This is a genomic window from Flagellimonas ulvae (genome assembly GCF_049333175.1).
Lineage (GTDB): Bacteria > Bacteroidota > Bacteroidia > Flavobacteriales > Flavobacteriaceae > Flagellimonas.
This window is the reverse complement of record NZ_CP186325.1, coordinates 3,778,372-3,791,441: the sequence shown is the minus strand read 5'-3', so window position 1 is coordinate 3,791,441 and position 13,070 is coordinate 3,778,372. Positions and strand designations below refer to the sequence as shown.

Sequence of the window (13,070 nt, the reverse complement as noted above, 5' to 3'; positions counted from 1 at the left end):
ACCAATACCAAATTAAAAATCCCGGACAAAATGTTGTTTCGGGATTTTTTATGACAAAACCCTATTCAATTTGGCGTTGAGTAATTTGTTCAACTGAAGATAGTTCATAATTTCCTCCAAGGTCTCGGAGTTATCCTCATGATTATCCTCTGTATTTGTCTGCAATTCATTAATTCTAGCCTTGATTAAATTACATCGTAACGTAAGAATGGTTTCACCTACCAATTGAGCCACTCCTGTTTCTTTATCCTTTGGATAAATATCTTTCCTTTCCCAATCGTGCAAGGTATATCGTTCTTCTTCCATAAGAATAGAGGAAACCTCTTCTACTAGACCTTGTTCCAGTCCTGCAAGAAAACCGTTAATAGTAAACTCTTCTCTTTCATTCAAATTGCCAATAAGGCGATAATAAATGTTCTTAAATTGTTCGTTGGTCAGTTCAATCTCATCTTCTTGAAGGTCCAGATATACTTTCTCGTACACTTTGGCTTCAACCACTTCAGGTTCCAACATCAACTCACCCTCTTCGTTTTCTTTTAGTACCAAATCTTCAAATTCCTCTTTGCGATTTCCATAAAGCAAGAGCATTTCGATAATTTTCCGTTCCAACTCATAAAGCACATCCACTTTTTCAACAACCTGGTCATGCTTCACCACTTCAAAGGCCTTCTGTTCTTGCTTTATCTTCTTACTGGCCTCTCCCCTTTCTTTTTTATTGATTTGGGCAAGCGTGTTGTACAAAACCTCTTCAGAAATCTGCATTATCTTGGCACATTCCTGGATATAGATTTCTTTTTTTATCTGGTCTGGAATCTTGCTGATACTGTTGACAATATCCCGAACCGTATCAGCTCGTTTTATAGGGTCATCAGAAGCTTCCCGTGTTAACATGGAAGTCTTGAACTGGATGAAATCCTTGGCATTTTCTTCCAAATACAGCACAACATCTTCATACGTGTTGTTTTTGGCAAAACTATCCGGATCCTCCCCTTCTGGGAAAGAACAGACCTTCACATTCATACCCTGCTCCAAAATCAAATCGATTCCCCGTAAGGAAGCTCGAAGTCCAGCAGCATCTCCATCAAAAAGCACGGTAATATTCTTGGTCAGCCTATTTATAAGTCGAATTTGTTCGGGTGTCAACGCTGTTCCGCTGGAAGCCACCACATTTTCAATACCCCTTTGATGCATTTGAATCACATCCGTATACCCTTCCACCAAATAGCAATTGTCTTCCTTGGCAATAGCTTGTTTGGCAAAATAAATACCATACAGCACCTTGCTCTTGTGGTATATATCACTTTCTGGAGAATTGAGATACTTGGCCGCTTTCTTATCATTGGTCAAGATTCTACCACCAAAACCCAACACGCGACCACTCATGGAATGGATAGGGAACATTACCCTTCCTTTAAACCTATCAAACTTTCTACTGGTACCATCCGTTTGCTCTTTCACAATGGTAAGTCCGGTTTTCTCCAAGAATTCCAACTGGTAGGATTTTTCCAAAGCGGTTTTTGTAAAAGCTTCCCATTCATTCAAGCTATACCCTAATCCAAACTTCTTGATAGTGCTATCTAAAAAACCCCTTTCTTTAAAATAGGAATGTCCTATGGCTTTACCAGGTTCTGTTTCCCACATGGTATCCGAAAAATACTTTTGGGCAAACTCGGATACCAGATACATGCTTTCTCGGGCATTAGCCTCTTCCTTTTCTTCATCGGTACGTTCTGTCTCCTCAATTTCAATATTATACTTCTTGGCCAAGTACCTGATAGCCTCTGGATAGGTAAAGTGTTCATGCTCCATCAAAAATGCCACCACATTGCCCCCTTTGCCACTACTGAAATCTTTCCAAATTTGTTTGACCGGAGATACCATAAAACTTGGTGTGCGCTCATCACTAAATGGACTGAGACCCTTAAAATTGGAGCCCGCTTTTTTTAACTGGACAAAATCTCCAATTACCTCCTCCACCCTAGCGGTTTCATATACTTGGTCTATGGTAGCTTTTGATATCAAATCTGCGAATAAAAATAGCTTTTAAAGGTACATAAAAATCAAAATTCCCAGCACCTTTCACCCTAGCATTCTTTAATCCTTAAACCTATTTATAAGGAGATTCATTATCTTAGTTTTAACCCCAAAGCGTAATTTGCAGTTTATGTCCATTTACCAAAAACTTACCAAGATAGGTTCCAAATTTTTTGGAAAAGATTTACTTTTTAAGCATGGTTTTAACCTATCGCCCATGTATCGGAGAAGTACAGGGCGAATTATCTCAGTATCTAAGGATTTGATGGATATTAGTGTTCGGCTTCCCATTAATTATAAAAACAGGAATTATGTCAATTCCATCTTTGGCGGGAGCATGTTCTCAGCGGTAGACCCAATTCCCATGGTTCAGTTAATGAATATTTTAGGTGAGGATTATGTGGTTTGGGATAAATCTGCAGAAATTTTGTTTAAACGTCCCGCTCGAGAAACTCTATTCGCAGATTTTAGGTATTCCCATGATGAAATAGAAAAAATTAAACAACGGGTTGCTTCAGAAAATGAGATTACCATAATAAAGGAAACTCAACTTATGGATAAAGATAAATCCAAAGTGTTTTGCGTGGTGAACAAAACCATTTATGTCGCTAATAAACCCTTTTATAAAAAGAAACGTTCCAAAACAAAAAGCAAATCCTAGAATATCTTGAACTATCTTTAAAACATGATACTTTTTTTCGGAACACGTCCAGGTAAAGCGACTACAAAGACACTTTCAGACATCACCTGCCCACATTGCCAACAATTGAGCACACTAACAGCATATTCCCAACCCAATTACCTACATCTTTTTTGGATTCCGATTTGGACCATAAACACATCGCGTTATGCAGAATGTTCGCATTGCAAACGAGTTTATTACAAAAAAGAGTTTTCTGCTGAGATGGAGAGAGCCCTTAAATAGATTAAGCGGAATTAGAAATGATACTTCTTCCGACTCCGCCAAATCTGACTTACTTCAAATGTTTAATTTGGTTTATAAATCAAACCTTAGGCCCAAGGAGATATTGTTTTGTTCTACCAACGCATCTTTGAATATAGGGTTCAAATCGTATTTGGCATATAGCAGAATTCCGTCAAATCCTATATAACCGCTTATACCATAAATTAGGTCACTGGTGTTATAATCGCGTTTTAGTTTTTCTTTAATACGTTCACCACCCTGATTGTATTTTAGTTTCTGACGTGTTCCTAGATTGAATCCTCCGTATCCACCTATTCCAATCCGTAATTGATTTTGGAGGGAATACCGAATACTCTTTTCGGTCTCCCGAAACTTTGAAGGCCCAAACTCTAAATGAACGGGAAAGACCAGATTGTCCATTCTCAACTTTGCTTTGTCCAATTCAACATCAAACTCTTCCAGGCTGGTTTGGTCTCCATCTTGCACGAAGTATTGATTATCGTCTGGTTTAAGTCCATTGAATTGAAATGAAAAGCCATAATGGAAACGTAAGAAATTAGTATTTCTAAAAACTCGAGTACGCCATTGCCAACCCATTTCAAAAAAACGACTACCTCCTATCTTATACGGAGAGTCATCCAAAGATTGACCTTCAATTATTGCATTGTTCAATCCTATCGCAAAGACAAAATCCGAATAGGTTCTTCTATCATATTTTACTTTGTTTCTCCAATCCTTTCCCCTAAACAAAAAAGTAGGTTTTCCATTAACATCAACACCTAGACGAACTCCTTTTTCTGCAATGGTGTCCAGCTCAAGCATTACCAAAGTCTTTCCTTCATTTCGTTTTAAGAGTTCTATTTGGTTTTGAAGAATGGCTACTCTATTCTCTATGTTAAGTGCCCGCTTTCTTGCAGCTTCCGTCTTAAGTTCTTCTGCCTTTTCTAAAGTAATAGCGCCTCTGTCTAAACGTTTGTTTATGTCCTTAACTTCGAGCTTTAAAGCTTCTTTTTCCTGCTTGGTAATTTTTTCTTTTTGCTCCTCAAGAACCTCTATTTTACGCTCATACCGTTTTTGGGCATTTAGATTTTGACTTACAACAAAAAGAATTAATGCTGCTACATACAGGGTAACGTGTCTCATTTTGATTGATTTTGGAACCTTCAGTTCCTGCCTCCCCAAAAATGGGGAGGAGAAAACAAAGGCTTTTTGATTGATGATTAATTATTTCTATCAGCCACTGCTGTTCTTACCTTTAGGTAACCTTGTTTGAGTGCTTCGAATATTTGGTCCCGGAAAGATTCGTCCAACTCGTCTTCAACCTCGGTCAGTAGGGCCATGGCATCCACTTTCCCTTCCGGATTGAGTAATCCGTCCGTCAATATTTCTCGCTGAGCAGCTCGGAGCAATGAATCCACCTCAGCATCCGTAATTTCTGCATTGGCCATATCCTCAAGCAATGTAACTTGATTCATGACTTCGTTTACTTTAGTATTGATAACATCCTCTGAAATAGCTACTGCTGAATCTTTCAAAGGCATTCTATTGATTTGTTCAGTTTCTTGTATTTCAATTACCACTGGATTAATCAAGGTTTTTTCTGAAACAGTATTGTATTTAGATTCTTTCAGGGTTTCTTCCGGAGACTTGGCCACTTCCGTTTGCTGGGCCTTAAATTCAGGAGATTTCTCTTTTTTTAATTGTTCTTTTGGCAAGCTGTCTTCTTCTACAAGCGGAAGCGTATTTTGATTTGGTTCATTATTAAAAAGGAGAATTCCAAACGCTATCAACAATCCAATAAAGCCTGCTGCAATAGCGTATCCATACTTTCTTTTTCTTTTTGGTTTTTGAATCGTGGATAGTTCATGAGATATTTTTTCCCATGCATTGGCCGAAGGATTTATTTTCCTCGTTTCTAATTTTTCCTTAATATGTTTTTCAAACTTTTCCATATCCATTTCATTAATTCCAACCTGTACTTTTTACCATCCACTTTAAATTCTCCTGCAACAATTTTCTAGCCTTGAACAATTGTGACTTTGACGTTCCCTCTGATATTTGTAACATCTCCGCTATCTCATGATGCTTATATCCTTCAACCGCGTATAACAAAAACACCATCTTATATCCTTCAGGAAGCCTGTCTATCTCATTTTGTATGTAGGCCATGTCAAAAGCACTATACGATGAATCCATGGATTGTTCCTGATTTTCCAAAACTTCATCATCGTAAACCACAAACTGTCTTTTTCTTAAATAAGAAATACTTTCCCTGACCATGATTTTGCGAACCCATCCTTCAAAACTTCCTCGATGTTCAAAACTGTCCAGATTCTTGAATACCTTAACAAAGGCATGAACCATTACATCTTCGGCAAATTGAACATCTTTAATGTACTGTCTACATATGCTCAACATTTTTCCGGCATATCTTTCATAAAGCATTCGCTGCGCTTTAGAATCGCCAGACGCTGCCTTTTTAATCCAGATTTTCTCGTTGTTGCTGAACGCTATGATTTTCAAGAGCGGTTTCAAGTTTGTGTTCTATATTAAGTAGACGTGATTGAAGTAGAAAACGTTGCCCGAGGTATTAACTTTTCTCTTAAAAAAATTTCAATACGCTGAATATCCGTTTTTTACACCATTACTTTTCTCGGTCAACCACATAGTTGACCATTAAAATAAGGGAATCTTTATATTGGGAATCTGGATATTTTTCTAAGAGGGATAATGCTTCATCCTTGAATTCCAGCATTTTGGCAATCGCATATTCCAACCCTCCTCTTTCTTTGACATAGGCGATAACCTCACGGACTCTTTTCTTATTCTTGTTGTGATTTTTAACGGAGTTTATCAGCCATCTTCGTTTTTCCGCATCGCTATGATTCAAGGCATAAATAAGAGGTAGGGTCATTTTTTGCTCTTTGATGTCGATACCCGTTGGTTTCCCTATTTTTTCTGCACCATAGTCAAAAAGGTCATCCTTTATTTGAAATGCCATACCACACAGTTCTCCAAATTTCCGGAAGGTTTCCACATGTTCTGAATCGGGCTTTACGGAACATGCTCCCATACTGCAACATGCTGCAATCAATGTGGCTGTTTTTTGGCGGATGATATCGTAGTAGACGTCTTCGGTGATATCTAAAAGTCGAGCCTTTTCAATTTGAAGCAATTCTCCTTCGCTCATATCCCGCACCGCGTTGGAGATAATATGAAGAAGATCGTAGTTTTTATTGTCCAAAGCTACCAAGACCCCACGTGAAAAAAGAAAATCACCTACTAAAACCGCAATTTTGTTTTTCCAAAGTGCATTGATCGAAAAGAAACCTCTTCGCTTATGGCTTTCGTCCACCACATCATCATGGACCAAACTTGCCGTGTGTATAAGTTCTATTATGGATGCACCGCAATAGGTTCTATCGTTTACAGAACCCCCATTCAATAATTTGGCCGTAAGAAAAACGAACATGGGTCGCATTTGCTTCCCTTTTCTATTTACTATGTAATAGGTAATCCTATTGAAAAGCGCAACTTTGGAAGACATGGATTCATGAAACTTTTCTTCAAAAAGCTCCATCTCATTCTCGATGGGTTCCTTAATCTGCGAGACTATTTTCATCCAAAAGCAAAGATACGTCAGGATTTTTTTAACTAGTCGTTAGGAGCTAATTATTATTTCTAGTCTTAGCTTTATGAACATCAATCAAAAAATCAGAAAATGAATTGCAAAAGTTTCGTTTCCACATCTCTTGTTGTTTTATTTTGTTCCATTTGCTTCTCGCAGCAGGTGAAAGTAAATGAGATGAATGTTTCTTGGGATTTTAATGACAATACCATCACTTTTTCGGCATCTGCTCCAGATGACGGCTGGATAGCCCTTGGATTTAATACTAAAAATGATATTGTTGGAAGTAATTTGATTATGGTGAATGTGATTGACGGAAAGGTAAAAGCAGAGGACTTTTTTGTTGTTGGTGTTGGGAACCCCAAGCCAGTAGCTAAATTAGGCTCTCAATCTCAAGTAATAGCGGTAAGTGGCAGGGAATCTTCGGGAAAAACGTGGGTAAGCTTTTCCCTTCCTACTACCGCCATTGACAAATATCACATGGATTTAAAAAAAGGCAATTCGATTTGGCTCATTTGTGCCTTTAGCATGGAAGATGAGTTTGACCATCATTCAAGAATGCGAAAACATGTGGAAGTTAGGCTGTAGCGCTTAAGATTTATTGGCCAGTTGTCCGCAAGCCGCGTCAATATCTTTACCTCGCGACCTTCGTACCGTTACGATAATGTCATTTTTTTGAAGTGTATCTTGATACATTTGTAGTGCAGAGTCTGGGGCCTGCTGGAACTCGCCGTCGTCAATTGGATTGTATTCAATAAGATTAACCTTCGAAGGTGCAAATTGACAAAACTTTACCAAGGCATCCACATCGCTTTGGGTGTCATTGATTCCTTTCCACACTACATATTCGTAGGTTATGCGGTTTTTGGTTTTGGAATACCAATATTCCAAAGCTTCCCTTAAATCCTTGAGTGGAAAAGTGGCATTGAATGGCATTATTGATGTCCTTACTTCGTCAATTGCAGAGTGAAGGGAAACCGCCAAGTTGAACTTGACCTCCTCATCTGCCATTTTCTTTATCATTTTAGGAACTCCCGATGTGGATACTGTGATTCTTTTAGGGGACATTCCCAGACCTTCAGGTGAGGTGATTTTGTCAATCGCTTTTAAAACATTATTGTAATTCATTAAGGGCTCACCCATTCCCATAAAGACAATATTGCTCAAAGGCCTGTCAAAGTAAAGCCTACTTTGGTTATCAATGGCAACCACTTGATCATAGATTTCATCTGGATTTAGGTTACGCATCCTTTTTAGGCGGGCGGTAGCACAAAACCTGCAATCCAAACTGCATCCCACTTGACTCGAAACGCAAGCAGTTGTTCGTGTTTCGGTAGGAATCAAAACTGATTCCACAATGAGTTCATCATGGAGTTTAACCGCATTTTTAATGGTACCGTCGGAACTTCTTTGCATCTGATCTACCTGAATGTGGTTGATGACAAAAGATTCCTCCAGCATACTCCGTGTTTCCTTGGAAATATTGGTCATGGCATCAAAGGAATAGGCTGATTTCTTCCATAGCCATTCATATACTTGGTTACCACGAAAGGCTTTATCCCCTTGCTCTACAAAAAAGTTGCGCAATTGGTCTTTTGTAAGGGCTCTTATGTCTTTCTTTTTAACTTCCACTAGGGTAAATATAGCTACAAAAAATCCCGCTGGGATGCTGTTGGCTCTCAACGGGACTCAAATATTGTTTCAATTGATTAAATAATCAACATGGCATCACCATAGGAATAGAATCTATATTGCTCCAAAATCGCTTGCTTGTAAGCTTTTTTCATCAAATCATGTCCTACAAAAGCAGAAATCATCATCAGAAGTGTTGATTTAGGCAGGTGAAAATTGGTCACCATGCAGTTCGCAATACTGAAATCATAAGGAGGAAAAATAAACTTGTTGGTCCAACCTTCAAAAGTATTCAACGTATGTTCTGACGATACTGCACTTTCCAAACCACGCATTACGGTAGTACCTACTGCACAAACCTTTTTCTTATTCTGTTTGGCTCTATTTACAACTTCAGTGGCCTTTTCATCTATCACCAATTCCTCGCTATCCATTTTGTGTTTGGATAAATCCTCAACCTCAACTGGATTAAATGTACCTAGTCCTACGTGCAATGTCACTTCTGCAAAATCAACACCTTTAATCTCCAAACGTTTCAAAAGGTGTTTAGAAAAATGTAGTCCAGCCGTTGGTGCCGCCACAGCTCCTTCGTGCTTAGCGTATATGGTTTGGTAACGTTCCTCATCTTCTGGCTCAACATCTCTTTTGATGTATTTGGGAAGCGGAGTTTCACCCAACTCACGAAGCTTTCTTCTAAAATCCGTGTAAGAACCATCATATAAGAATCTCAAGGTTCTTCCTCTTGAAGTAGTGTTGTCTATTACTTCTGCCACCAAACTTTCATCTTCTCCAAAATAGAGCTTGTTTCCAATCCTGATTTTTCTTGCAGGATACTACAAGAACATCCCATAAGCGTTGTTCTTGGTTCAATTCCCTAAGTAAAAAGACCTCGATTCTAGCACCAGTCTTTTCTTTGTTTCCGTAAAGTCTAGCAGGAAAAACTTTGGTATTGTTAAGCACCATTACATCACCTTCATCAAAGTAGTTAATGAGGTCTTTGAACATTTTATGTTCAATTTTTCCAGTTTCCCTATGGATTACCATCAACTTGGACTCGTCCCTATTTTCAGCAGGGTATTCGGCCAATAATTCTTTAGGTAATTCAAAGTTGAAGTTTGATAATTTCATCTAGACTTTTTTAGATTTTTATAAAGGATGGCAAATATACAATCCTGATATAGGGGATGTCAAGTAATTTGATAATTAAATGCAGTTATACCTCAGCTATTTGAAGACCAATCGTCTTGAGATCTTCCCAGAAATCAGGATAGGATTTGGAAACAACCCCTGCATCATTAACAAACAGATGGGTTCTTAGTGCTAAAGGAGCGAACGCCATAGCCATACGATGGTCATGATAGGTATCTATGGAAATCCCTTTGTTGATTGAAGAATTTGGCTTTAAAATCAAACTCTCTGTATCAGTTTCCACTTGTGCTCCCAATTTGGTCAGCTCCGTTTGAAGAGCCGACAAACGGTCCGTCTCCTTAATGGGAAGCGTATGCAAACCCGTTAAACGACACCCCATTCCCAATCCTAAGCAGGTTACTGATATGGTCTGGGCCAAATCAGGGGCATTGGAAAGGTCATATTCAAAGAAATCTGTATGATGCTCGCTTACCTTCTCTAGAGTAACCTCGGTATCCGAAAAAGAGCTTTCCACACCGAATTGGGTGTAGATTTCTTGAAGTACACTATCACCTTGCAAGGAATTTTTCTTGTAGGCGGAAAGCTTTATTTGAGAACCCACTTTGCACATAGCGACAATACTGTAAAAGTAACTTGCCGAACTCCAATCAGATTCAACTACCATGGTCTTTGATGCAACATCTTTTCTAGGGTGAACAATAATTTTGTTTCCCTCAAATGAGTTCGAAATTCCCAATTCGTCCAATAAGCTCAAGGTCATTTTTATGTAAGGGACCGAAGTAACTTTTCCTATAAGCTCAAGTTCTAATCCATTTTCAAGGCTTGGAGCAATTAAAAGCAATGAAGAAATGTATTGGCTACTTACATTGGCCGGAAGTGCCACTTTGCTTTTGGTCAACTTTTTACCTGAAATCCGTATTGGCGGGCATCCCTTAGTATTGGTATATTCTATTTCGGCACCAAGTTCGCTAAGTGCGTCCACCAAGACTTGTATCGGTCGTTCTTTCATCCGCGCGGAACCCGTCAGCACAACCTCTTTGCCTTTTTGGGAAGCAAAATACCCGGTAAGAAATCTCATGGCAGTTCCTGCATGGTGAATATCCACTTCACCCTGTTTTTTTTGGAGCCCTTTTTGCATAACCTGTCCATCATCGGAATTGGAAAGATTTTCTATTTCGATGTTTGGAAAAAGTGCTTTAAGCAATAAAAGTCGATTTGTCTCACTTTTGGAGCCTGTAATCCGTATTGAGGCTTTAATAAAAGGGTCTTGTAGTTGGTTCAGCTTAAGTTTCAAAAGGCTATTCTTTAAGAGAGTCAAAGCTAGAAAAAACGAACTTAATGTCCCTTTGGGGAAATCACTTTATTTCAGTTTTTTGTTGTTTTGGTGACGGTCGTGATCTCTTTTGGTTTTCAAATCCAATTTACGGTCAAATGCCTCTTGCAAGTCTATGCCGGTTTGATTGGCCAGACAGAGCACTACAAAGACCACATCGGCCAGCTCTTCGCCTAAATCTTTAGCCTTATCCGATTCTTTTTCACTCTGTTCTCCATATCGCCTAGCTATAATACGGGCTACCTCGCCCACTTCTTCCGTAAGCTGTGCCATATTGGTCAATTCATTAAAATACCGGACTCCATGTTCTTGAATCCAATCGTCAACCGCTTTTTGGGCATTTTGGATGTTCATAATTAAACTTTAGAAAGTACTACTTGTTCTGCTTCTTTTCTGATAATCTCGGCATAAAAATCCCGGACTGCTTCATACTCTGAAGGTAGGATAATCGTAGAATTTATTTTTAAATCACATTTTAATTGCAATGTATTTCCACGCTTCCCCAGACTATAATTGAAATTTCCAGCATTTTCAAGCAAGTTCACACTTGTGTTCTCTGGCAACGAATTTACTTCATATCCCTCTGGAATGGTAATGTTTATTATGTAGCTCTTATGTCTTGGGTAGGCAAAATCTATAGGATAGTTCCTTATGTCTGATTTAAATGGGTTTTCTTTGGCAACCTCAAACAACATGGGCGAAAAGTATATTTTATCTCCGATAACATCACATTGTCCATTTACTACAAACTCATAACTTTCCAATAAAGGTTTATAACAATCATTCTCATTTTTTACATCCAGATTTGTTATTTCAAGGTTACCAAAAGCATTTTCGAGTTTTTCCCGATAGTCTTCTTTATGAACGTTAGCGTATTTATCCCTATAAAGAAATGCTTCATGACCTGTAAAACTGTTCCTTAATTTTCCTTTTACATCCCCATCTGGAGTTAAGCTCACCATCATCCTAACTGCCTCTTTACCGAATTGTTTTGGATAAAGGGAAATCTCTTCAGAAATACCTCCTTCTTTGATTAGTCTACCATTCCAATTTAATGCATCAACAGGTAATAAATCAGGAGCTGTAAATTTACTGCAGGCATCCATTAAGATTTTTTCTCCGTCTAATTCAACGGAACTCACCACATAATCAAATCCTTCTCTTGTTGGAAACAAAGGTATACCATGTCCACGTGTACTTATCAATACTGGATAAGCTTTTAATCCTGCTTCCTTCAACATGGAGACCAGAATTAAATTGATATCAGCTACATTACCTTTTCTTTCATTGTAGGCTTTCTTAGTTCCTAAGTCCGAATATTTTCCATAAAGGCCGTTCCAAGTCATTCTATTTTGCACAAAATCAAAGATTTTAAATGCCTTTTCTTTATCACTTGTGAGACCAGAAATTAATGCTCCAAGATCATCATTAAAATATTTAGTACCGTTCAATTGCCCGCCGAAGCTTTCGCTTTCAAAAATATTTTTAGCCACTTTTTCCCAAGTAGTGGAATAGGTATCCAAAGGAGAATTGGGGAACTTCACATATTGCAGTTCGTATTTAATTGCAGATCTATAGTTATTGATATTTCCAGAATGACTTTCAGACTTTAGAGCAGGAACATTAACAAGATTGAAAAGAGTTTTGTTTTCTTTATACTTGATGGAACCTTGATTGTAGTCGGCTACTGCTTTTTGCAATATTCCACCTTGGCGGTCTGCCTTTGTTGTAACATTTATAGATTTTGATTGTGTAGAAAATTCAGGGTTTAAGGGGAGATAACCTCTAACAGCGGTCTTAAAATTGTAATATTCAGGTATTGCTAAGGTAACCTCTTCAAATTTAATCGGAATATCATATTGGAATGGTATTTCGTCTATGTACCAAAAAAATGGCGAAGTCACGTTATACTCATATTCTATTACACTCCCTTCTTTTACGCTAGGCATAGTAAACTTTTCTTCATCCCTATATTTGTTTAGGTTGGTTTTAAAAGTTTCAGATGATTTAACCTTACTCTTCACTATTTGACTTCCTTCCAGGTTATAGGTAAAACCTTTAAGACTTCCCATGGTCTCTCTCTTGCCACCATCTTTATATAAGTTCTCCGCTACAGTAGCGTATTTAAACCCATCTTTGTTATAGACCTTGACCCTTTCATGAACACTTCTAATAATGCTGAATCCCAAATCCTGCTGATACCTGAAGAAAATGTTTACTTTACGATATAATATTGCTGCCGCGGCTGAAGAATCCTTTTCATATACAGTTTCTTGGAGTTCTGATTTGGATACTTTACCAAATTTTACCTCTTGGGCAAAACTTGAATACAAAAAAAATAGGGCTATTAAAGCAAGTAAAGGTTTCAT

12 protein-coding genes and 1 pseudogene are annotated in these 13,070 nt (G+C 38.2%); 3 read left to right on the top strand and 10 right to left on the bottom strand.

All coding sequences use genetic code 11. The features are described from left to right. Nucleotides 1-48: 48 nt before the first annotated feature. Complete coding sequence (gene dnaG / locus ACOKFD_RS17665; protein ID WP_422859116.1) at nt 49-2,022, bottom strand: DNA primase; 1,974 nt, start codon at nt 2,020-2,022, stop codon at nt 49-51. 142 nt (nt 2,023-2,164) lie between these two features. Here dnaG and ACOKFD_RS17660 point away from each other — a divergent pair, with 142 nt between their 5' ends. Then, nucleotides 2,165-2,695 carry a DUF4442 domain-containing protein gene (locus ACOKFD_RS17660; RefSeq protein WP_422859115.1) on the top strand — a complete coding sequence of 177 codons (531 nt, stop codon included), beginning with the start codon at nt 2,165-2,167 and terminating at the stop codon, nt 2,693-2,695. 24 nt (nt 2,696-2,719) lie between these two features. Beyond that, a complete protein-coding gene (locus tag ACOKFD_RS17655) occupies nt 2,720-2,959 on the top strand; it encodes a zinc-ribbon domain-containing protein (RefSeq protein ID WP_422859114.1) in 240 nt (79 codons plus the stop codon). A 72-nt stretch (nt 2,960-3,031) separates the two neighbouring features. Here ACOKFD_RS17655 and ACOKFD_RS17650 read toward each other — a convergent pair whose 3' ends face one another. From ACOKFD_RS17650 to ACOKFD_RS17635, 4 genes are all read right to left on the bottom strand, one after another. After that, nucleotides 3,032-4,102, bottom strand: coding sequence for a hypothetical protein (locus tag ACOKFD_RS17650; RefSeq protein ID WP_422859113.1), 1,071 nt, complete (start codon nt 4,100-4,102; stop codon nt 3,032-3,034). A gap of 77 nt (nt 4,103-4,179) precedes the next feature. Next, nucleotides 4,180-4,911, bottom strand: coding sequence for a hypothetical protein (locus tag ACOKFD_RS17645; protein ID WP_422859112.1), 732 nt, complete (start codon nt 4,909-4,911; stop codon nt 4,180-4,182). Between the two features lie 10 nt (nt 4,912-4,921). After that, nucleotides 4,922-5,482, bottom strand: coding sequence for an RNA polymerase sigma factor (locus tag ACOKFD_RS17640; RefSeq protein WP_422861033.1), 561 nt, complete (start codon nt 5,480-5,482; stop codon nt 4,922-4,924). A 121-nt stretch (nt 5,483-5,603) separates the two neighbouring features. Beyond that, entirely contained in the window at nt 5,604-6,581 is a 978-nt protein-coding gene (locus ACOKFD_RS17635) for a polyprenyl synthetase family protein (RefSeq protein ID WP_422859111.1), read from the bottom strand. Nucleotides 6,582-6,680: 99 nt separating this feature from the next. Here ACOKFD_RS17635 and ACOKFD_RS17630 point away from each other — a divergent pair, with 99 nt between their 5' ends. Continuing rightward, a complete protein-coding gene (locus ACOKFD_RS17630; protein WP_422859110.1) occupies nt 6,681-7,175 on the top strand; it encodes a DOMON domain-containing protein in 495 nt (164 codons plus the stop codon). A 3-nt stretch (nt 7,176-7,178) separates the two neighbouring features. On the opposite strand, the gene rlmN is transcribed toward ACOKFD_RS17630, so the two are convergent. The 5 genes and pseudogenes from rlmN to ACOKFD_RS17605 all read right to left on the bottom strand — a co-directional run bounded on the left by rlmN (nt 7,179) and on the right by ACOKFD_RS17605 (nt 13,070). Beyond that, nucleotides 7,179-8,219, bottom strand: a complete 1,041-nt coding sequence (gene rlmN / locus ACOKFD_RS17625) for a 23S rRNA (adenine(2503)-C(2))-methyltransferase RlmN (RefSeq protein ID WP_422859109.1) — start codon at nt 8,217-8,219, stop codon at nt 7,179-7,181. Between the two features lie 77 nt (nt 8,220-8,296). Continuing rightward, nucleotides 8,297-9,347, bottom strand: a pseudogene (gene queA, locus ACOKFD_RS17620) (tRNA preQ1(34) S-adenosylmethionine ribosyltransferase-isomerase QueA). 85 nt (nt 9,348-9,432) lie between these two features. Beyond that, nucleotides 9,433-10,662, bottom strand: a complete 1,230-nt coding sequence (gene aroA / locus ACOKFD_RS17615; RefSeq protein ID WP_422859108.1) for a 3-phosphoshikimate 1-carboxyvinyltransferase — start codon at nt 10,660-10,662, stop codon at nt 9,433-9,435. Between the two features lie 66 nt (nt 10,663-10,728). Continuing rightward, complete coding sequence (locus ACOKFD_RS17610) at nt 10,729-11,055, bottom strand: nucleotide pyrophosphohydrolase (protein WP_422859107.1); 327 nt, start codon at nt 11,053-11,055, stop codon at nt 10,729-10,731. A gap of 2 nt (nt 11,056-11,057) precedes the next feature. Then, on the bottom strand, nt 11,058-13,070 hold the full coding sequence (locus tag ACOKFD_RS17605; protein ID WP_422859106.1) for a DUF3858 domain-containing protein: 2,013 nt from the start codon (nt 13,068-13,070) through the stop codon (nt 11,058-11,060).